Below are 20,370 nucleotides of genomic sequence, written 5' to 3'. Positions count from 1 at the left end.
GTGGTACGATGAAGAAATCAAGGAGATTGCTGTCCATACCCCCCTATATCTTCTCAGATCTGGAGAGGATAGAGTCAGAGAGGAAACGAAGGGGCGATGAGGTCATTTCTCTCGGCATAGGCGATCCAGACTTGCCTCCGCCGGAGATAGTCACGGAGACGATCATTTCTTCGCTGAATGAGGAAGACGCGCACAGATATTCTTCTAGTGCCGGCGAGTCATATTTCAGGGAGGCTATATCAGACTGGTACAGGAACAGATTCGGTGTGTCTGTCGACCCGGAAACTGAAGTCTGCGTGCTAATCGGTTCAAAGGAGGGACTGGCAAATCTCGCCAGGGGTATCGTCGATCCCGGTGACCGCGTCCTGTGTCCGGATCCCGGATATCCGGTCTACTCGCAGGGGGGCGCTCTCCTTTCAGATGCATTGCCTGAGTTCTATCCCCTTGATGAGCACTTTCTACCGTCTCTCCCCTTCAGACACGGTTGTCCCCTCATTTATGTCAATCATCCGAACAATCCCACATCCTCATTCGCAACGCTCGCAGATTTGCGTAGAATCACAGAATCCGCCAGGATGTCGGAATCAGTTTTGTGTTACGACAATGCATATTCAGAGCATTATTTCGACGGAGATGCGCCGCCGTCGGTACTTCAGTCATCCCGCTCCATGGACGGCATAGTTGAAATGCACTCACTGAGCAAGACATTCAACATGACAGGCTTCAGGGCAGGCTTCGCGGTTGGAGACAGTTCGGTCATCTCTTCGCTGAAGAAGATAAAGTCCCAGACAGACTCCGGCGTTCCCAGATTCATACAGAGGGCAGGATCGGCGGCGCTGGCAATGTACTCCGGAGCAAACAGACCCGAAGAAGTTACCTCCTGCGTCAACACATTCAGGAGCAGAATGCATGCGCTTGTCGAGGGATTGAAATCTGTAGGATTCGATGCGGTAATGCCTAAAGGGACTTTCTATCTGTGGCTAAAAGTGAACGGTTCCGGGGCCGAATTCGTGAGGCATATGCTGAATGTCGGTGTTGTGGCAGTACCGGGAATAGCATTCGGTCGGGCAGGCGAACATTACGTGCGTTTTTCGGTGACGACGGGCATCGAGCGCATCCGGAGAGCTGCTGAACTCATCGGCAGTATGCCGGGTGTCGAAAGCTATCTGCCAGGATAATGGATTCAGGACACAGACGGCTACGACAAAAGATTTTTAATCAGAAGCGGAAGTCAACGCCGTGAAACGCGAAGTCGCGGCAGGCTCTTCAGTTGCAGTTCTTTCTGCCTTTGTCTGGTCCACGTATTACATATTCCTTCATATGCTCGGAACATTGTCATATTTTTCGGTTTTTCTATATCCGTCTCTCGTGGGCGGTATGCTTTTCCTGGTGTACGGTGCTGTCAAAGGGGGACATTTCTCCCTCCCATCCAGAAAACTGGATATTGTATTACCGGCGCTCGGGTATCTGTCATCTCAGTTTATGATAATATTTTCAACAGAGATCAACGGTGGCGTCATAACCGCGACTTTCGTTCTTATCGGCGATGCAATACTTTCTCCTGCAATAATCTACTCGATTGGAAGAAACAGATTCATTCCAAATTTTTCACTGTTCTTCCCCGGCATAGCCATTCTCGTTATCTCTTCCGCAACGCTATCGCTGTTCGGCGGCCAGTTTGGCGTGCACTCGTTATACGGCCTGCTGCTGGTATCAATAGTGCCAGTGCTCATTGCAGTTTTCTTTGTATATACAAATGAGAGGATAATGGTGGATGGTATGGCCAGGATACTTACGCCGACATTTTTCGCATCATCGGCTATTGTGATTCTCCCGGCCCTGCTCATTCAGGACCCTGTTGCATTGATTATCCCGAACTTCAGCGATATGCTCATACTCTTCGTGATAGGTGCCACGTCCATGTTCGCCGGCTACTTGCTATTCTTTGCCGCTTCCAAACTAACCGGCTTTACACTGACATCCATACTCATGTGTATGATTCCCGTGTTTACTCTGCTTCTGAGCGTCTCCCTGATTGGCTTCAGTCTTACACCTGTATCAGTGGCTCTGGTAATTGGAGCGGTGTCCGGTGCTAGCATGTGCACAATCGCGTTCGGCGAAGGGAAGAAGAAGGATCGGAGTTTGTCTTCGATGTAAATGTGCCTCATATGGACTGGCACCGGCACTTCGTCGCAACCTGCCTGAAATCGAACGGCAACATTGATGATGTGCATTCCAATTCACATCTGTGCGATATCGTTTCAGGATACCCGAACACGAAGTGCAGAAGACAATAGATTTTTTCGCCGGCATTGGTTTTTCCGTGTCCGGAAACAAGACAGTGATGAACCTTAAGAGAGGGAAGTCTGGCATTTCTGTTTACGCTACCGGAACGGTAATTTGCGAACTTTCCGGAGACGTATATTCAGACCTTGCCAGGGATTATTTTGTTTCCCTGCCCTTCAACTATGGAGAGTATGCGCGAAGTCAACTGGGCCTGTCGCTTCCCGACCGCTGGACCGGAAGCGATGAGGCAGGAAAGGGAGATTACTTTGGCCCGCTCGTCGTAGCGGCCGTTTGTGTTGACAACGATACCGCAAGGGAGCTTTTTATTTCTGGAATCACAGATTCAAAGCGCCTCTCAAGACTGGAACTCGACAGACTTAGCGAAAGAACGTTTGAGATTGTCGGAAAGAACTGCATTGACGTTATCTGCTTGTCCCCCGCAACGTTCAACAGTCTGTATGACAGGATGCAGAATATGAACGATATACTGGCATGGGCACATCAGAAGGCTATCTCCAATGTTTCCTCCAGAAATGCCTGTACGGCAGCGGTTGTCGATAAATTTTCGACTGACAGGGCTGTTGACAGAATGAAGAAGGCTTTGCCGGGAATGGAGCTCCACGCAATTACTGGCGGCGAAAGAGAAATCGCTGTCGCAGCCGCATCTGTTGTCGCATCTGCCAGATTTGTGAAAGAGATGGAGAGCATAGGCAGAGCAATCGGAGTCGAGATGCCTTTTGGTGCCAGCCAGGCTGCACGTGAACTTGCGCGGACTATAGTCAGCGAGAAAGGCCCGGATTTTTTCAGGACTGTCGGAAAGGCGAATTTCAGATTGTGAGCCACAGCTAGCTTTCTTGTTCTCGATCGCCGCTGCACAATACCATTCTGTGCCTGTCCAGCGCCATTGCAACACCTTTTTTCATTGCAGGACGGATGCCTGTCCCCGGACCATTCAGATTAATTAGACCGTCATGAATGCCTTGTGTCAATGCAGCCGGTAGCACAGGAATTCATGGCACTCATAATACTCATTTTCACTTACTCGCTCATCTCTGTTAACAGGAGCGGTAGAAATCGCATAGACCTCCCTGCCGCTGCGCTCGCCGGAGGTGCGTTGATGCTCCTCTCAGGAGTCGTGAGTCCGGAACGTGCTCTTGCATACATAAACTGGAACACAATTTTGCTGATACTTGGCATGATGCTTATTGCATCCTCAATGGAGGCGGTCGGCTTTTTCGTCTGGATTTCGACTAAAATAGTGAAGGTTTCAAATCCGGCGCATCTGCTTCTTCTCGTAAGCGCTATAACTGCGTTTCTTTCCGCGCTCATACTCAACGACGCCGTTGTGCTCATATTCACGCCGGTCATCATAATGACTGCAAGGAGGATAGGAGTCTCGGCCATTCCCTATCTCATCATGGAAGCCGTGAGTTCGAACATCGGTAGCGCTGCGACAGAAGTCGGCAATCCTCAGAACGCATACATAGCCAGCATATCCGGCGTGCCTTTTCACAGTTACACAGCTCTGGCTCTCATCCCTACCCTGCTCTCGCTGGCTGCAGCGATTCTGATTGCCTTCTTCGTAGGAAGGAGGCATTTCAGCAAGGCTTTCAACCCTGTTTCAGCCACTCCGTCACCCGACCGGCAGGTAAGGCGCGGACCGCTAATATTCATGGCCTTACTTGTGTCGGCCGTGTTTATAGGTTTTTACACATCCTACTTTACGCACTTCCCGATATCGGTCATTGCGCTTATCGGCGGTATTGCATCTCTAGTGGCCGTGCCTTTCGTTTCCGACAGTTCAAACCAGGATGTTCTGCAGAAGGTTGACTGGGGCATAATAATGTTTTTTGTCGGGCTGTTTGTACTCATAGCCGGCGTCGAGTCTTCCGGCCTGCTCAATACCCTGGTCGTCAACTTCCAGCGCCTTTCAGGAGGAGCCGTGGACACGGTTGGCGGAATATCGGTTCTATCGGCCGTTCTGTCAAACGTGACGAGTAACGTGCCTGCTGTTCTGCTGCTTGCTCCTGTCGTCCAGCATCTTCCTTCCACCAGACTCTGGGTCGCCCTCGCGCTGAGTTCGACATTTGCCGGAAATGCTACTATAATAGGCGCTGCTGCAAACGTGATAGTCATCAGAGCTGCGGCCAGACAGAACATCAGAATTACGCTTGCAGAATTTTCCAGATATGGTCTTCCCATAACGGCCGTTTCGCTGTTATTCGCCATACTGTTCCTGACCACGGTGTGAGGTGGCGCTGACGCCTACCGTCTTGCAACGATTGTAATTATGTCATTGTCTTCCATGACGTGGTCGACACCAACGGTCTGTCCCGGAAACCTCGAGCTTGGACCCCATATCAGCGCGTACCTGAATCTCTTCTTCAGGTCTCTGTGCAGCATATCGCATACGTCGCCTACGGTGCATCCGCCCTTCACCAGCAGCGGGACTTTCATGTCCGCTTCTTTGCCAGGCGGCTTCATATACACTCTTACGAACCTCAGTTTTTCGTAAATCTTGTCCTTGAGCTTGTCCAGTCCAATTCCTTTCTCGGCCGATATGGCTATCGGATCAAACTCCTTGAGTTTCTTCATCAGCCTCTCCACCGCCTCAGCTGACGCGAGATCCAGCTTGTTAATGCATGCGAAAGCCGGCAGGTAGACTCTGTTGTCGGTAATCGCATCTATGAGCCTGTCCTCATCTGCATTCTCCCTGATCACGACATCCGCGTTGTATATCTGAAACTCTGCGAGCATCGACTTTACGTCCCTCTCCGAAAGGTGCGGATTCGAGACAGTGAAGCTGACGCTGACGCCTCCTCTGCTCCTCTTGCTTATCGAGATGTTGGGTTTCGATGTATTGATCCTGATGCCGCTGCCGTGGAGTTCATTGAGCAGTATTGAAATGTTGTTTTCGAACACGTCGACCATGAGCAGGACAAGATCGGCAGTCCTCACCACAGAAATCACTTCCCTGCCTCGGCCCTTTCCTTTTGATGCGTCCTTGATGAGACCGGGAAGATCGAGGATCTGTATCTTGGCGCCCTTGAATTCCATCAGTCCGGGGATGACTGTGAGTGTTGTGAACGCGTATGCCGCCACCTCGCTCTCCGCATTCGTTATCCTGTTCAGTACTGTGGATTTGCCGACACTCGGAAAACCCACAAGCGCTACGGTCGCATTACCGCTTTTCCTGACGGCATAACCTTCGCTCACACCTCCGGCAGATTTTCTCTTCTCTGACTCCATCCTGAGTCTTGCGAGTTTTGCCTTGAGGAGACCTATGTGGTGTTGAGTCTTCTTGTTGTACGTGGTCTTCTTGATTTCCTCTTCAGTCTCCCTGATCTGCTCCTCTACGTTAGGCATCTTTTCAGCTGTCCGTGTATTCCATTACAGTGCGGGTGTAGATGTATCGAGTTCAAAATGATTAGTGTAGCTTTGCTCCAGAATTGTCTAAATCGCAGGAATCCTGGCTGGAAAGTGAGGCAGTATGCGCAATTCGGCCCTTTAAGTCAATGCGGCTCCATCAGCAAAGAGTTATATCGATAATGAATTTCAACCTTCAGGAAACATACAGATGCAGGATCAAAAGGAGCCTGGCGCAGGAGGGCTGGTCGTAGCGCTCAGGTCTTTATTCAGGGCACAGATAGGCAAAGTGAAGGGAAAACGAGAGGGTATAATCATAGCCTATGTGCTTGTGGGCATCCTTTCTGTTGTTCTGCTGTTTCTGCTGCCGGAGTCTATATTGACATATTTGATCATACCGGTAGCTGCATTCGCTCTTCCTTACTATATGGGAAACAAGAGGCTCAAGCACATAGTGATCGCAGGATTGCTTTTCCTTGTTGTCATCTCAGTGATATTTGACGCGAGTTTTTCTTCGGCGCTGTACAGCAACGCTTCAGTAACTCAGGCCAGTCCGGTGAACACACCCGGCTTTTATTTCAAGAGCGGGAATGTGAAACCTTCCATTGGCGGCGCAGCCACGCATTTTTCGTTTCGGACCGGTTTCTACCATCCGTCAAATGCAACCGGCACACCGCAGATTGTTGTTGTCCTTTTTTCAACGTCAACATCCACCATCCGATTGAACTCTTCAATGGTTCCTCTGACCAACATCAGTGCCGGCAGCGGTGAAACTCTCACCGAATATGGTTTGAATACTACACTGTCCCCTAATCAGGTATATATTTATCACTTCGGCGCGAACATTTCCGGGAGCTGGATCAGCACTTCCGCGTCTGTGGTATCCACTTCCTCTCAAACACAAACATTCATGGGACTCATGGCCTACAACATAGGTCTGAGTACACTTGTCATCTTCGTTTTCGTCGGTGCATTCTACTTCGGAGTTGTACTTGTATTCGTTCTGCTGCGGAAGAACAACGCGAGGCGTGATGCGATACTCGCAGGAAGGACCAGACCGCCGGGCCAGATTCCAAGGAAAGAAACAAAAACTCCGCCCACTGCGGGAAAAACAGTAAAAAAGGAAAAGTGGGAATGCAGTTCCTGCGGGGCTGAAGTCGACGCCAACTCAGAGAAGTGCAGCAGCTGTGGCGAAAAGTTCGACTGAATTGTATGCATTTGTGGTCCCCTCTCAGTGTGATATAAATACTGTGTGTTAATCTACTTCCAGACAGGATGCGGCCGGTTTGAATCGGCGCCGCATTTCGAACAGGTCGGATGGGATGGCAACAATAGCAGAGGAGATGGCCAGAAAGCAGAAGGAGATATCTGTCTCGGAGTTTTTTGAAAGAAACAGACAGATTCTCGGTTTCGATTCTACTGTGAAGGCACTGATTGTCGCAGTCAAGGAGGCAGTCGACAATTCCCTTGACGCTTGCGAAGAAGCTATGATTCTTCCAGAACTCGATGTCTCCATCTCCAAGATCAGCCAGAACGAGTACAGGGTTGTTGTGAGAGACAACGGTCCAGGTGTCGTGCGAACGCAGATACCAAACGTCTTCGGCAGGCTCCTTTACGGATCAAGATTCCATGCTATTAGACAATCGAGAGGTCAGCAGGGCATAGGCATATCTGCAGTAGTCATGTACTCCCAGATTACTACGGGACAGGCGACACACATATGGTCCAAGGTTGCAGAATCGGATGTCACAAACGACATTCTTCTTACGATTGACACAAAGAAGAACAAACCGGTCGTTCTCAAAGAGGACCACATCATGTGGGAAGAGGGCGGATCTCGCGTCGAGCACGGCACGAAACTTGAGTTCTCAATGGTTGGCAGATACGTCACGGGAAAACAGTCCGTTCTCGAATATCTGAAAAGCACAGCTGTAGTCAATCCACACGCAACCATCAGGTACACAGATCCCGATGGCAGGACTTTCGTTTTCGAAAGAGCCACACAGACGATGCCTCCAAAGGCGATTGAGATTAAACCACATCCGTATGGACTCGAGATAGGCACCTTGATCAACATGCTCTCTTACACGGAGCATAAAAAACTTTCAATATTCCTCAGGGACGGATTCTCCAGAATCAGCGACAGAGTGGCCAGGGAGATTTGCGAGCGCGCAATGATATCGCAGGACAAGAGGCCGCGCGACATAACGCTGGAACAGGCAAAGTCTCTGCTGAATGCGATTTCACAGACGAAAATAATGGCGCCGCAAACGGATTGTCTCAGTCCCATAGGTGAAACGCTCATAAAACGGGGCTTGAAAAATGTGCTAGGAAGCCTTCGTCCTGAGTTTTACGCCCAGCCCGTGACAAGACAGCCCGCAGTTTACGGCGGTAACCCCTTCCAGGTCGAAGTAGGAATAGTGTACGGAGGGGAATTGCAGCCGGATCAGCAGGTAACGATAATGCGTTATGCCAACAGGGTACCGTTACTCTATCAGCAGGGCGCATGCGCCATAACGCAGTCCATCGAGAGTGTCGACTGGCGCAGATACGGGCTGGAACAAAGAGGCGGTTCCGGCATACCGTTCGGGCCTGCAATAATACTCGTCCATGTCCTGTCGACTAAACTCCCCTTCACATCGGAATCCAAGGAAGCGATAGCGGCTATTCCCGAAATCATGCAGGAAATTGATCTTGCTCTGAAGATAAGTGCGAGGAATCTTAAGTCACATCTGAACAAGAAGGAGACAAGGAACAAAGCGGCTATAAAATTCGACATAGTAACCGAGATCGTGCCGAAGATTGCCGAAAAGACATCCGCTGTGCTTGAGCGACCCGTGCCGGATATATCGCGCACGATTACGAAAATAATGAATGTTGTTTACATCGAAGACGGCGTCGACTATGAGCCAAAGAAGAAGTCTGCTAAGGGATTTGTGAGGATCAGGAACTATACTTCCAGAAAGCAGGCTCTGAAGCTCCATGCGCTGGTGCCCGCAGAGCACATAGTTGCCGGCAACATTACCCCTTCCCCCACCGAGCTTACGCTGGACGGGAAGCTGACCTGGGAAATACTCAAGATTCAGCCGCTCGAAGTGATGGAATTCCGCTTCGAGCTCGGCGGACTGGATAAGGACGATTATACTGAAAATGAGATATATATAAGCGACATAAATCCGGCTATTGTGATCGGCGCGGAACAGTTGCCAGGAGACTGGGGCATCAAGACTTTTGAATTTGAGACAGAAGAGCAGGAGACCGATCCGGACGCGGCTGATTACGATGAAGAGGGCGGTGAACTCAGTGAAGAGTGAAGACGGGCAGATTGGTATTGCGAAGGAAAAACTAATAGAAATCGCCGAAACCATCTATTCGCAATTCGAGAAGGGAGACATACCCAATATGGTCCTGCCTCTCAGGACGAAGGCAAATATACGGTTCGACAACAAGAGTAATGTGTGGAAGTACGGCAGGGCCCAGGGAATAAGGAGTGCGAAAAAGGCAGTGGGGGCATACATGCTGCTGAGAACCGTATATATGCTGGAGTTTATCGAACAGATGATATCCGATTCAAAATCGTCCACGCTGAGGGAAATGTACTATATTTCCGAGGGATGGGGAAAGGCGAAATTCGGATCGCAGGACGAGTCGGACAAGCTCGCAGAAGATCTGGAAATAATAACGCGATGCCTGAGGGAGGATTTCAAGCTCAGGCCGGAAGAAGACGGAGCAAGAGTGATGGGGAACCTGACCATTGAGGAGATGGACAGGAAGGGAAAGAAGAAGAAGATCAACTGCAGGGATGACGTCGGGGACTCCGGTTACAGCGTCCCGTACAATGTTGAAAAGGAGAAGGTCAAGCTGCTTTCAGGCGATGCGGACTTCGTGATTGCCATTGAAACGGGCGGTATGTTCGACAGACTCGTTGAGAACGGTTTCGACGAAAATTTCAGGGCAATACTCGTTCATCTGAAGGGACAGCCTGCAAGGAGCACGAGACGTTTCATAAAGCGGCTGAACGAAGAACTCAAACTGCCTGTTGTCACATTCACAGATGGTGATCCATGGTCATTCAGGATACATGCCTCGATAGCTTATGGCGCCATAAAGACGGCACACATTTCAGAGTATCTCGCCACGCCTACGGCAGAGTTCATAGGAATAACGGCTTCGGACATACTCAATTACGATCTGCCGACGGACAAGCTTTCTGATGTCGACATAAAGGCGCTGGAGGCGGAGCTTACTGATCCGAGGTTTAACGATCCGTTCTGGAAGGCCGAGATTGAAACCATGCTCGATAACAAGAAGAAGGCGGAACAGCAGGCACTGGCAAAATATGGTCTGGATTATGTTACAGATACATATCTGCCTGAAAAACTCAAGCAGGCAGGCATTATCTGAAAAACGGCCGTTGTCTCGCTGATGCGTGGACGCGGGCACACTATGTGTGGTGTCCGTGGGGTGAAATATTCGCGCCTATCAGGCTCGAGTTGCCTTTTATGAACACATGTTCGCCGATGACAGACTTTTCGAGTTTCACGTTGTCGCCCAGTCTGCAATTTGGTGACAGTATGGATTCCCTGATGTCGCAGTTCTTCCCGGTTCTGGCGCCATCAAGCAGGAGGCTGTCTACAACTCTCGTCTCGCTGCCGAGAGTGACACCGTCGTGAAGAGCGGAATTCATTATGGTGTTCCTGTCCTCGATGACTACGCCTTTCCCGATGTAACAGTTTCCGCTGAACTCCACGTCGTTGCCGCATACTGGCTTCTCCGCCATAATCATCCTGCCGGAAACCATGCATCCTGCTATTGCAGCTTCCTTTCCTTCTTTCGCAACAATCGCTGCATTTGCCTGAAGCAGATCGGAGGGTCGTCCGATGTCAAGCCAAATTCCATCCATCCGGTACGTTCCGATCTTCATTTTCCTGCGAAGCATATCCGGAAAAAGCTGCCTGGAAAAATCATACGGTTTTCCCTCGGGAATCAGTGCCATCACGTCCGAGTTTATCACATAAGCACCTGCATTTATGAGGTGTGAAAAAGCCTCGTCGTTCTTCGGTTTCTCCTGGAATCTGGTGACAAACCCGTCTTCGTCTGTCGCGACAACCCCGAATTCGGATGTGTCGCCGACCTCAGTCAGGGCCATGGTCACGTCTGCGCCGCTCCTGACGTGCTCCTCATACAGTTTTCTCGTATCGATGTCTATGAGCTGGTCTCCACTCATGACTATAAAGGGTGATACCATCGAGGAGTGGACCATTCTGACGGCTCCGGCGGTTCCTGCGGGCACGCTTTCAAAAGAATACAGCACGGAGGCGCCGATGGTTCTTCCGTCGCCGATACTTCGCACCAGCCTGTCGGAAAGGTAGCCGGTGGTTATGACGATGTCTCTGAACCCTCCCCTGACGAGAGAGCGCAGCGCGTATTCAACGCAGGGTCTTCCCGCCACAGGTATTAGCGGTTTGGGAATGTTCTCCGTCAGCGGCCTCAGCCTCGTTCCTTCTCCGCCTGCCAGTACCACAGCCTTCATGCAACTTTACCTCAGACTGATCTTGCCGCGTTTCATGAGTTCCTGTAATTGCTTCTCTGCCTCTTCTTCGCTTGCCTTCTTGTCGAACAGGGTCTTCCTCACGGAGAAATTCTGGTCCTGAATGGCCTTCCTGCTCTCGACCGCTTTTTCTCTCCTTTCCTTCCTGCGCTCCAGTATGAACGAACGCATCTCCATGGCTTCATGATGGCATGCATCCGCCTCTTCCCTCTTTCCAATAAACTCTTTGTGTTTCCTGTCTGCCTCATTGATGAGTATTGAAGCTTCATTCAACTTTGCGTTCATCTGTTCGCCGAGGGCACGGACTTCTGCGTACAGCGAGGTCACCGCTTCATGCTCCCTGGCGGCGGCACCGAATAAATCATCTATCTTTTGATTCATGTCTTCGAGCTTGCCTACGATCTCCTCTCCCTTTCTAGTGACAGTCATCAACCTGTTTCTCTCAGCCAGGTTGGCTCTCATTTTCAATATGACTTCGTTCTCTTCCTGCACTGAAAGCGTGTCAGTCTGCTGCTTCATCTCCAGAAATTCGAACTCCCTGTTCAACCTGTCAATTTCCCTGTACACTTCAGTGTCAGGTGCATTTCTGTGCAGCTCCCTCTTTAGCTGGATGAGCTCCTTCGCCTTTGCATTGAGCTCATTCCTTGCACGTTTGTGGGCAGACATTGCGGCTGCCTTTTCATCCTTGACCTTTTTGATTTCAAGCGTTTCGTCCAGCAGTTTTCTCTTCTGGTCGTTCAGCATGTCCCTGACATTTCTGAGTTCACCCGCTTCATCGTTGAGCTTGTTTCTCTTCGAAATCAGGGCATCAAACTTTTCCTCGGCCCTTTCCAGCTCGTTAATCGTTCTCTTCGGCATCAGGATTCCCCTTCAATCTCAATCAGCCGGACCGCGCGGATGCAGCCCATTAGCCATCGTGCAGGCCGTCTGCAGGCACCGCCTGGATCAGCACAATGCGCATGTGTGCGCTCAACCGATACTACTGCCATATATATAATCAGCAGGAAGGGTGGGTTGAGGAAGGCCCGGTTTAAGGAAGGCATGCATGCGTTCAATCATTCCCCAACGTACACGATTCTGCTCCCAAGCATGTCTATTGACACTTTTTCCTGCTTCAGCGGCGCAAGCCCTTTCTCAATGCCTGCCTGCCTCTCTGGAGGTGCCAGGAGCAGCAGAAAGCCGCCACCCCCTGCGCCTGTAATCTTGCCGCCGTAAGCTCCAGCGCTCCGGGCTCTCTGATATATCTCATCTATCTGCTCGTTTGATATGCCGTTGCCGAGCGACTTTTTGATATGCCATCCTTTGTCCAGCAGCTCACCAACGGCGCTTATGTCGGACTTCTCCAGAAGAGAGGCGCACTGATAAGCCATCTGCCGCATGCTGCTATAGTAATCCAGCTTTCCTGCCATGCCGCCTATCTGACCCGAAAGTATTGAAGATGAACTCCTGGTAATGCCCGTGTAGAACAGCATGAGGTTGTCATCGAGAATCTTCTTTCCACCGTTGGGCATGAGCACATACTTGACGTGAACATCGTCATTTGGAAGGAATTCCAAAAGCCTGATGCCGCCGAACGCAGCTATGTACTGATCCTGCTTTCCGCCGGGGTCATTGACAATATCCCTCTCTATCCTGCATGCTTCTTCAGCAAGTTGCTTCGCAGAAACATGTTCGCCAATCCATGCGTGAAGTGCATTCAGCAGTCCGACGGTGAAACTGCTGGAAGAGCCGAGCCCCGTTCCCTCGGACGGTATGTCGGATATGCTGACTATCTCCACTCCGTTCCTGATATCAAGGAGTCTCAGTGCTTCCCTGATGAGCGGATGCCTGAGTTCCTCTACAGATGACACTATTTCCGTCCTGGAATACGACGCCCTTATCTTGTCGTCGAATTTCTTGTTCACCATGATGTGTATGTATCTGTCTATGGCTGCAGAAACCACCGCTCCGCCGTCTATCGCGTAGTATTCCTTTATGTCCGTGCCGCCGCCGAGGAAACTGATCCTCAACGGTGTTCTGGACATGATCATGCCCTCCTTTCCCCCTCTCATGATATCCCTTCCAACTCACAGCTCAAGGCATTCATTGGGCGCTCACCGAAGAGGCATTATGGCTAAGCTTAACCTAATTCTTTCGCAAGTCTGTCCCCTGCAATTCAGTCGCGGTAAGCATTTCAGCGCTGTTTTTTGTCGTAGAGTAATTCCGGTCTTACGGGCGTCTCCCTGATTCTCTTTCCGCTCACTCTTTCTATTGCCCTTGCGAGTGCGCTCGGTGTTCCAATCGTGGGACTTTCGCCGAGACCCTTGGCACCATGAGGCAGGGATGAACGCTCCTCGGCAACTTTGACCACGAATTTCGGTATCGTCCTTGCCGTTTGCAGTCCGGCATCCGAAATGCTTGCTGTGAGCAGTTGTCCATCTTCGTTGTAGGCAATTTCTTCGGAAAGCGTCTGTCCTATACCCTGCACCATGCCGCCTATGGTCTGGCCAACGACCATGTCCATGTTAAGTGCGTTGCCCACATCATAGTAGCTCCTCATCTCCCGGACACTCACCTCTCCATACCCGTCTATGTCCACTATTGCGAGGTTGGCACCGAATGAGTTGATTGAGCTCCTGTAATTCTCATAATGGAATTCGTCATATTCATTGGACAGCAGGAGTTCCGGCGTATACTTGCCAAATTCCTTTTCCGTCTGATCTCTTATTTTTCTCGCGACCAAAATCACAGCAAGGCCGGCCATCATTGCCGATCTGCTTCCCCAGGCACCCACGCCAGACTTCAGCATGTCGGTGTCTCCTCTCTGCAGTTCCACGACCTCTCCGGGGACACCCAGCTCTTCTTTGAGCAGTTTTCTGACAAACACTTCGTGATGCTGGCCATGCGTGTTTCCCCCGATCCAGACAAGGATCTTTCCTCCTTTAACAACGATCCTCGCGCTCTCCCCGGGTTGCGTTGCCGGAACGAGCACAAAACAGCTCAGACCTGCTCTGGCGCTTTTCGAATCTGCCCCGTAATTCAGCTCTTTCACCGCGTGCTCGATGAACGGTCTCGACGCTCCGATGCTCATGCCCAGCGGAGATTTGAAGCTCTCTGTTGTTGCATTCATGATCCTGAGCTCCGCTGCGTCCATCTTGAGCTCGTCCGCAAGCATGTCCATCATTCTTTCCATGAAGAATGCGGCTTCAGGCCTTCCGGCGCCCCTGTATGGTCCGTGCGGCGGCTTGTTGGTGAATACTGCCATGGATCTGACGTGCGCCTTCTCTATTGCATAAGGGCCGGTGAGCTGGTAAGCTATGAATCCTGGTGCAAATTCTCCCATGCCACCCGCATACGCTCCAGCGTCCACGACCACCTCTCCTTTCAGACCCAGTACCTTTCCGCTTCTGTCGGCATAGATCTTCATCTTTCCGCGTGCACCTCTTCCTGGCCCGCTGGCTGAAAGATGTTCCCGTCTAGTCTCAATCCATTTGACAGGCTTCTTTAATTTCATTGAGGCGTATGCAGCAATTACATATTCGGGGTATAGGCCGCCTTTCAGTCCGAACGCGCCTCCCGTGTCTGCCTGAATGACCCTCACTTTGTCTTCCTGAAGATGCAGTGCTTCGCATATTCCCTCCTTGATGCTGCTAACCGACTGTGTCGAAATGTGCAGCGTCAGTCTTCCGTCCCTGTAATCTGCTATAACACCACGCGTCTCGAGCGGGTTTGTGGCGACCCTCCGGTTAAAGAAACTGTCCTCAAGAACGATTGGCGCGTCTATGTCGAATTCTTTGCCGAGCCATTTGTCCACTGCAACATTGCTTTTTGCAACCGCGTGGATCGGTGCTGCAGACAGTGCGTCCTCTATGGTCATCACCGGTTTCAGCGGTTCATATTCCACTTCCACAGTATCTACGGCATCCTCAGCCTCATACAGATTCTTTCCAAAAACAGCGGCCACAGGCTGACCGACATAATTGACGTAGCCAGATGAAAGAATGGGCTGCAGCAGTTCCTGCGAACCTTCCGTTGCACCTTCTCCTACCGAACTCATGGTGCCGCTGAGTTCCTTTCCGTTTAAACCTCCCTCAATCTTTGCAATTTTCGCCCTTGCATAAGGGCTCCTGACTATCACCATTCTGACCATGTCGGGGAGATTTATGTCGTCGACAAACCTGCCCTTGCCCGCCGCGAAACTTTCCATACTTGTCACTGAAACATCACCTGCCTTTCCTGCTTTCATGCATCTTTTCGGCTGCCAGCATCACAGAATCAATAATGCTCCTGTAGCCTGTGCACCTGCACAGGTTTCCGCCGAGAGCATTCTTTATTTCATCTTCCGTCGGATACTGCTTTTCGTTCAATAACCACAATGATGTCATTATCATGCCAGGGGTGCAATAACCGCATTGCAGGCCAAAACGTTCGACGAAAGCCTCCTGGATGGGGTGCGTTCCGTCTTCACTTATACCCTCAATCGTGACAACCTTCTTCCCCTGTGTCTGAAGCGCGAGTACAGTGCAGGATTTGACCGCCTTTCCGTCAAGCAGCACCGTGCATGCACCGCAATTGGATGTGTCACAACCTATGTGTGTCCCTGTCAAGCCGAGATGATCCCTCAGAAAGTGCACAAGGAGCGTCCTGGGCTCAATCTCTTCAGTCCGGTTCTCTCCATTCACGTCGACTGTAAGCCTGACATTGCTCATTGCATCACCTTCACTCCCGCTCTTGAAGCTGCCAGAGTAATCGCCTCGGCGGTTATGCCCAGCAGAACATGCCTTTTGAATTCCCTTGTCCCGTAGAAATCGTCAGCCGGGTCGGATTCCTCTACAGCCGCTTCCGCAGCTTCCTTCAGAGCATTACCGTCAATCACTCTGCCTGTCAGTTCATCCTCTGCTTTCCTGGCTTTTATTGCCTTTGGTCCCACAGATGTCAAACCGATGCCTGCGGACATGCATTTGTGGTCTTCGCTGAAGGACAGACACACTGCGACGCCGGCCACGGAAAAGTCTCCGGCCCGTCTCTTGTGTTTGATATATGCGCTTCCAGTCAGATGATCGCCCGCTGGAATGGAAATCTCGGCAAGCAATTCACCCCTGCCGATAGACGTGACAAATGTATCCACAAAGAAGTCCGCCGCATTCACTTTTCTTGTGCCTTTTTTTGATTTTATGTGGAATTCTGCCCCCAGTGAAATCATGACTGCAGGCAGATCGTTGCCCGGATCTGCATGACAGACATTCCCTCCGACTGTTCCCATGTTCCGGATCAACGGGTCTGCTATGTGTTTTGCCGCGTCTGCTATGGCCGGAAAGTATTTTGCGACTTCAGCCGAACCCTCCAGCTCGGCTGTCGTGGTCATTGGACCTAATCTCAGCATGCCGCCTTCGTAGCGGATAAATTTCAGACCATTTATTCTCGATATGTCTATGATGTTCGGAAACGAAGCAAATCTGAGCTTCATAAGCGGTATAAGACTCTGTCCGCCTGCTAGGACTTTCGCGTCATCTCCAAGTCTTTCCATAGACTCAAGCGCTTCTGAAAGCGTTGTCGGTGCCATGTACTCGAATAAGCCGGGTGTCATGTTCGGACACTATGTGTCTCAAATATTTAAGGAGATTTTTTCGTGACTCCATCTGAAAATTCTGGACGCCTTACTGACCGTGCAGGCGGAGCTTTTGCACGAGGCCAATTCCGGTTCTTCATTCCTGCCGTTTCTTATCCCTGTTCCCTTCCAATCTCCTTACGCTTATTATTTCTGCTGCTATGCTCAGTGCGATTTCCTCGGGAGAAATTGCACCTATGTTCAATCCTATCGGAGTGCGGATGCTGTTCAGGAACAGATCAGATACACCTTCTGCCTTCAATCTATCGAAATCCTCCTTGATCCTTTTCCTGCTCGCAAGCATTCCAACATATCTGATTTTTCGTGAAGACAGCCCGCGAATGGCTGGTATGTCATAAGCCCCCTTCGTTAGCAGAACGACCGAATCGCCTTCCTTGAATTCGAAGTTTGAAAGGTCCTCGGCCGCATCCCGCACAATCATGTCAGGCTGCTCTGTAAGCACAGGCGTTCTGTCGATGACAACTACTTCAAGGTCCAGAAATTTCCCAAGTCTTACAAGTGCGTCTTCAATGTCATCTTTTCCCCCCTGTCCTATCAGAACAAGCCTGTCTGATGGCAAATATGGTTCAACATACACTTCCATCATGCCTCCACAAAACGTTTCAACATAAATCTCGTCCGGATTGTTGCTTTTGATCATCCCTGCAATGGCTCTACCCGCCTCTTCAAGGAAAATTTTCACCGTTTTCGGCTTGCCCGACCCTATGACCTGTTCAGCAGTTGAAATTATGGCAGATTCGGGGCAGACGCCTCCGAGGCTGCCGTAGAGAACGTTCTGTCCATCAACGATTGTCTTGAATCCGGGCTTGCCCAGTGACGACCCCTCGATCCTCACCACTGTCGCCACTGCGAAAGGCTTGCCTCCTTCTGCAAGTTCTTTGAGCCGTCTTGCAAAGTCTAGTGTCTTCATCGCGGCGTCTATCGTTCCAGGCAATTATAAACTGTTTGTTCCCGAGAGTCGTTTTCCGCATAGTGTATGAAATCCGATCACGCAAATTATATCACCATATTGGTTACTGGAGTAATCGGTTGTAATCATGAAATTCGAAGGGAGTTTTGAGGTGCCTGCAACTGACAAACAGGTGTTCGACTTCATAACCGACGCGTCGAAGATGGCATCGCTGATAAAGGATGTCGAGAACATGCACATTGATGATGGCAACATACGCATGACAGTGAGAGTTGGCCTGTCGTTCATAAGGGGCAGATTTAATCTCAAAATGGCCGTCATGAACAAGATACCTTTTTCACATGCTGAAATTGCTGGAAACGGCTCGGGTTCCGGAAGCACCGTGGATTTCAAAGGCATCTGTGATATAACAGGAAATGGCGGTTCGTCGATTGTAAACTGGAACGTTGAACTGACCATAGGGGGGCTTGCGGCCACCATGGGCAGCAGGATGGTTCAGGGCGCTTCCGAGAAATACATCACTGAACTCATACAGACGTTCAGGGATGCAATCGTAGAAGGTAAGCGGGATGGCTGACCAGCGGGTCCGTCACGTTGACGGAATTGTGCTGGCAGCAGGAAGTGCAGCAAGGTTTGGTGATAGAAAACTCCTTTCACAGCTGTGCGGCAAACCTCTGATTAAGTATGCGCTTGATGCAGTGTCCCGCTCAGGATGCCGGAAAACAATACTTGTTGTAAACCGCTATATACTGGACGAGCTGCCCGTATTATCCGAACGCGTGGAAGTCGTCCTCAACGAGGCTGCCGGTGAAGGTATCTGTTCCAGTATAGTACGCGGTGTGAGCAGTTCCGTGGGTAGCGACGCGGTATTGCTGATTGCCGCAGATCAGCCGCTTGTCACATCAGCACTCATCGACAGCATACTGCAGGAAGGCATGCTTCATCAGAACAGCATCGTCGCATCAAGCATACGCGGCGTACCCCGGAATCCGGTGCTCTTTCCCTCCAGATATTATGAGGAACTGAAAGGTCTCAGCGGTGATAAAGGTGCGAAGTCAATAGTCGAAAGGCACGCCGGAAATGTCAGGAAGGTGGAGCCGGAGGATGAGTATCAGCTTCTGGATGTCGATACCGTCCAGGATCTGGAACGCATTCGCTCAATAATGTGCGACCGTGAATGAATGTTTTGAGGGAAAGGGATATGTTTTTACTGTGCCCATGTATTGGCTTTGGCCGTCAATGACATTCGACACGACGATATTCTACGCCGATGAATTTCTCTCGCACAGGCACTCTCCAGGTCATCCCGAGTCGCCCCGGAGATTGCAGGCGGTGCTGACAGGACTTTCACAGTACGGATATCCAGACGGGTTTCTCAGGGCAGCTCCTGCCACAATGGCTCAATTGTGTTCGGTACACGACAGATCTTATGTTGAAGGTATATTGCAGAGGAAGTTGCATGAAGTGGACGAGGAAACACCTGTCTATAACAGCACATTTACGATCGCTTCTCTGTCTGCCGGCGCTGCCGTTTCAGCATTGAACAGTTCTGTAAAAAGGGGAAAACCGTCCCTTGCTCTTGTCAGACCGCCGGGTCACCACGCTTCTTCCGGAAGAGGGGGCGGTTTCTGTTATTTCAACAATGTTGCCATCGCCAGGCGCTCTCAGGCGGACAGAAGGACTGCGATCGTGGATTTAGATGTGCACCATGGCAATGGCACGAGCGAGATTTTCTATGATGATCGGTCCACCCTGTACATTTCCACTCATCAAAAGGGCATTTATCCGGGAACAGGCAAGCTGACCGAGACGGGTGGAGGAGAAGGTGAGTGGCACAATGTTAATATCCCGCTTCCAGCGGGTTCTGGAGATGCCACATTTGATATGATTTTTGAAAGAATAATCATGCCCGTTCTGACGGAGTATCGCCCTGATTGCGTGCTCGTGAGCCTGGGTGCGGACGCGCATTACAGGGATCCTCTGGCATCGTTGACGCTTTCGACTTCCGGATATGTGCGTTGCATTGGAAGACTCGCATCACTCAAAAGACCAGTCTCTGCCGTTCTCGAAGGTGGCTACGACCTCGATGCCCTTACGGATGTGGTTCTCGGGACGGTGCACACTCTTGACGGAATGGAGTATGATGCAAGATTCACAGAAGTTTCAGATACTGGTTGTACGGGCAGAGAGGCGGTAGAGGAGGCAGCGAGATTTTGCTCGGAGTACTGGAAAAGCATTTAGCCTGAAGCATCTGAAGATTACACGGGTGCTGGCCTGAAGTGCCGGATCGACATCATTTTCGCCTTCGAGGTAGATACAGGTGATCCTTCCGATGAGGGAGAAGCCTACGGACTTGACACGGGAATCAACGCCCTCGCCTCGCTGTCGGATGGCAGTCAGTTCGGCACCGACATCAAGCCAATGGTTGAACGTATCAAGAGATGCAAACACGGTTCGAACTGGCAGAAGACTGCCCGCCGTGCCATCAAACAACGGATGGCGGAGGTGGCAAAGGAATTAGTCGCCACAAATCCCTCGGTGCTGGTCACCGAGGATCTTACGCTCCTTTCTCATGGAAGGAAGACACAGCGTCGCGTGTCTAAAAATATGCGACGTAGTCTCGGTGCGTGGACATACCGTAACTGGCTT

General features: G+C 50.8%; 18 protein-coding genes. 10 read left to right on the top strand and 8 right to left on the bottom strand.

Translation table 11 applies throughout. The features are described 5' to 3' along the window. Positions 1-8 precede the first annotated feature (8 nt). From KIS30_07220 to KIS30_07205, 4 genes are all read left to right on the top strand, one after another. A complete protein-coding gene (locus KIS30_07220; GenBank protein ID MBX8646529.1) occupies positions 9-1,178 on the top strand; it encodes an aminotransferase class I/II-fold pyridoxal phosphate-dependent enzyme in 1,170 nt (389 codons plus the stop codon). Positions 1,179-1,239: 61 nt separating this feature from the next. Next, on the top strand, positions 1,240-2,157 hold the full coding sequence (locus tag KIS30_07215; GenBank protein MBX8646528.1) for a DMT family transporter: 918 nt from the start codon (positions 1,240-1,242) through the stop codon (positions 2,155-2,157). A gap of 91 nt (positions 2,158-2,248) precedes the next feature. Beyond that, complete coding sequence (locus KIS30_07210; protein MBX8646527.1) at positions 2,249-3,124, top strand: hypothetical protein; 876 nt, start codon at positions 2,249-2,251, stop codon at positions 3,122-3,124. Positions 3,125-3,274: 150 nt separating this feature from the next. After that, positions 3,275-4,537 (top strand): anion permease, encoded by a 1,263-nt coding sequence (locus KIS30_07205; protein ID MBX8646526.1) that lies wholly within the window; start codon positions 3,275-3,277, stop codon positions 4,535-4,537. Between the two features lie 14 nt (positions 4,538-4,551). Here the strand turns inward: KIS30_07205 and KIS30_07200 are convergent, their stop codons facing one another. Next, positions 4,552-5,652, bottom strand: a complete 1,101-nt coding sequence (locus KIS30_07200) for a GTP-binding protein (GenBank protein ID MBX8646525.1) — start codon at positions 5,650-5,652, stop codon at positions 4,552-4,554. A 211-nt stretch (positions 5,653-5,863) separates the two neighbouring features. Between KIS30_07200 and KIS30_07195 the strand changes: the two genes are divergently transcribed. From KIS30_07195 to KIS30_07185, 3 genes are all read left to right on the top strand, one after another. Then, positions 5,864-6,859 (top strand): hypothetical protein, encoded by a 996-nt coding sequence (locus KIS30_07195; GenBank protein MBX8646524.1) that lies wholly within the window; start codon positions 5,864-5,866, stop codon positions 6,857-6,859. Between the two features lie 115 nt (positions 6,860-6,974). Beyond that, positions 6,975-8,966, top strand: a complete 1,992-nt coding sequence (locus KIS30_07190) for a DNA topoisomerase VI subunit B (GenBank protein MBX8646523.1) — start codon at positions 6,975-6,977, stop codon at positions 8,964-8,966. After that, on the top strand, positions 8,935-10,056 hold the full coding sequence (locus KIS30_07185) for a DNA topoisomerase IV subunit A (protein MBX8646522.1): 1,122 nt from the start codon (positions 8,935-8,937) through the stop codon (positions 10,054-10,056). Before KIS30_07190 ends, KIS30_07185 begins: the two co-directional genes overlap by 32 nt. 40 nt (positions 10,057-10,096) lie before the next feature. Here the strand turns inward: KIS30_07185 and KIS30_07180 are convergent, their stop codons facing one another. From KIS30_07180 to KIS30_07150, 7 genes are all read right to left on the bottom strand, one after another. Then, a complete protein-coding gene (locus KIS30_07180) occupies positions 10,097-11,185 on the bottom strand; it encodes an NDP-sugar synthase (GenBank protein ID MBX8646521.1) in 1,089 nt (362 codons plus the stop codon). Between the two features lie 6 nt (positions 11,186-11,191). Then, a complete protein-coding gene (locus KIS30_07175; GenBank protein ID MBX8646520.1) occupies positions 11,192-12,061 on the bottom strand; it encodes a hypothetical protein in 870 nt (289 codons plus the stop codon). A 197-nt stretch (positions 12,062-12,258) separates the two neighbouring features. Continuing rightward, a complete protein-coding gene (locus tag KIS30_07170; GenBank protein MBX8646519.1) occupies positions 12,259-13,233 on the bottom strand; it encodes a kinase in 975 nt (324 codons plus the stop codon). A gap of 143 nt (positions 13,234-13,376) precedes the next feature. Beyond that, positions 13,377-15,389, bottom strand: coding sequence for a xanthine dehydrogenase family protein molybdopterin-binding subunit (locus KIS30_07165; protein MBX8646518.1), 2,013 nt, complete (start codon positions 15,387-15,389; stop codon positions 13,377-13,379). Between the two features lie 16 nt (positions 15,390-15,405). Then, positions 15,406-15,891 carry a (2Fe-2S)-binding protein gene (locus KIS30_07160; GenBank protein ID MBX8646517.1) on the bottom strand — a complete coding sequence of 162 codons (486 nt, stop codon included), beginning with the start codon at positions 15,889-15,891 and terminating at the stop codon, positions 15,406-15,408. Continuing rightward, positions 15,888-16,769: a xanthine dehydrogenase family protein subunit M gene (locus KIS30_07155; protein MBX8646516.1), complete on the bottom strand. Its 882-nt coding sequence runs from the start codon at positions 16,767-16,769 to the stop codon at positions 15,888-15,890. The genes KIS30_07160 and KIS30_07155 overlap by 4 nt, the downstream gene beginning before the upstream one ends. A gap of 118 nt (positions 16,770-16,887) precedes the next feature. After that, positions 16,888-17,721: an XdhC family protein gene (locus KIS30_07150; GenBank protein ID MBX8646515.1), complete on the bottom strand. Its 834-nt coding sequence runs from the start codon at positions 17,719-17,721 to the stop codon at positions 16,888-16,890. A 127-nt stretch (positions 17,722-17,848) separates the two neighbouring features. On the opposite strand from KIS30_07150, the gene KIS30_07145 reads away from it, so the two are divergent. The 3 genes from KIS30_07145 to KIS30_07135 are packed head-to-tail and all read left to right on the top strand — an operon-like array spanning position 17,849 to position 19,962. Beyond that, positions 17,849-18,298, top strand: a complete 450-nt coding sequence (locus tag KIS30_07145; GenBank protein MBX8646514.1) for a carbon monoxide dehydrogenase subunit G — start codon at positions 17,849-17,851, stop codon at positions 18,296-18,298. After that, positions 18,291-18,902, top strand: a complete 612-nt coding sequence (locus tag KIS30_07140) for a nucleotidyltransferase family protein (protein MBX8646513.1) — start codon at positions 18,291-18,293, stop codon at positions 18,900-18,902. Before KIS30_07145 ends, KIS30_07140 begins: the two co-directional genes overlap by 8 nt. Then, positions 18,895-19,962 (top strand): histone deacetylase, encoded by a 1,068-nt coding sequence (locus tag KIS30_07135; protein MBX8646512.1) that lies wholly within the window; start codon positions 18,895-18,897, stop codon positions 19,960-19,962. Before KIS30_07140 ends, KIS30_07135 begins: the two co-directional genes overlap by 8 nt. Positions 19,963-20,370 lie beyond the last annotated feature (408 nt).

This window comes from Candidatus Sysuiplasma acidicola (genome assembly GCA_019721035.1).
Classification (GTDB): Archaea; Thermoplasmatota; Thermoplasmata; order Sysuiplasmatales; family Sysuiplasmataceae; genus Sysuiplasma; species Sysuiplasma acidicola.
This window is presented reverse-complemented; position numbering and strand designations above follow the sequence as displayed.

Coding starts and splice junctions, on each gene's coding strand:
- KIS30_07220 (MBX8646529.1), top strand. CDS start 9: ATGAAGAAATCAAGGAGATTGCTGTCCATACCCCCCTATATCTTCTCA.
- KIS30_07205 (MBX8646526.1), top strand. CDS start 3,275: ATGCAGCCGGTAGCACAGGAATTCATGGCACTCATAATACTCATTTTC.
- KIS30_07200 (MBX8646525.1), bottom strand. CDS start 5,652: ATGCCTAACGTAGAGGAGCAGATCAGGGAGACTGAAGAGGAAATCAAG.
- KIS30_07195 (MBX8646524.1), top strand. CDS start 5,864: ATGCAGGATCAAAAGGAGCCTGGCGCAGGAGGGCTGGTCGTAGCGCTC.
- KIS30_07190 (MBX8646523.1), top strand. CDS start 6,975: ATGGCAACAATAGCAGAGGAGATGGCCAGAAAGCAGAAGGAGATATCT.
- KIS30_07185 (MBX8646522.1), top strand. CDS start 8,935: ATGAAGAGGGCGGTGAACTCAGTGAAGAGTGAAGACGGGCAGATTGGT.
- KIS30_07180 (MBX8646521.1), bottom strand. CDS start 11,185: ATGAAGGCTGTGGTACTGGCAGGCGGAGAAGGAACGAGGCTGAGGCCG.
- KIS30_07175 (MBX8646520.1), bottom strand. CDS start 12,061: ATGCCGAAGAGAACGATTAACGAGCTGGAAAGGGCCGAGGAAAAGTTT.
- KIS30_07170 (MBX8646519.1), bottom strand. CDS start 13,233: ATGATCATGTCCAGAACACCGTTGAGGATCAGTTTCCTCGGCGGCGGC.
- KIS30_07165 (MBX8646518.1), bottom strand. CDS start 15,389: ATGGAAAGTTTCGCGGCGGGCAAGGGCAGGTTTGTCGACGACATAAAT.
- KIS30_07160 (MBX8646517.1), bottom strand. CDS start 15,891: ATGAGCAATGTCAGGCTTACAGTCGACGTGAATGGAGAGAACCGGACT.
- KIS30_07155 (MBX8646516.1), bottom strand. CDS start 16,769: ATGACACCCGGCTTATTCGAGTACATGGCACCGACAACGCTTTCAGAA.
- KIS30_07150 (MBX8646515.1), bottom strand. CDS start 17,721: ATGAAGACACTAGACTTTGCAAGACGGCTCAAAGAACTTGCAGAAGGA.
- KIS30_07145 (MBX8646514.1), top strand. CDS start 17,849: ATGAAATTCGAAGGGAGTTTTGAGGTGCCTGCAACTGACAAACAGGTG.
- KIS30_07140 (MBX8646513.1), top strand. CDS start 18,291: ATGGCTGACCAGCGGGTCCGTCACGTTGACGGAATTGTGCTGGCAGCA.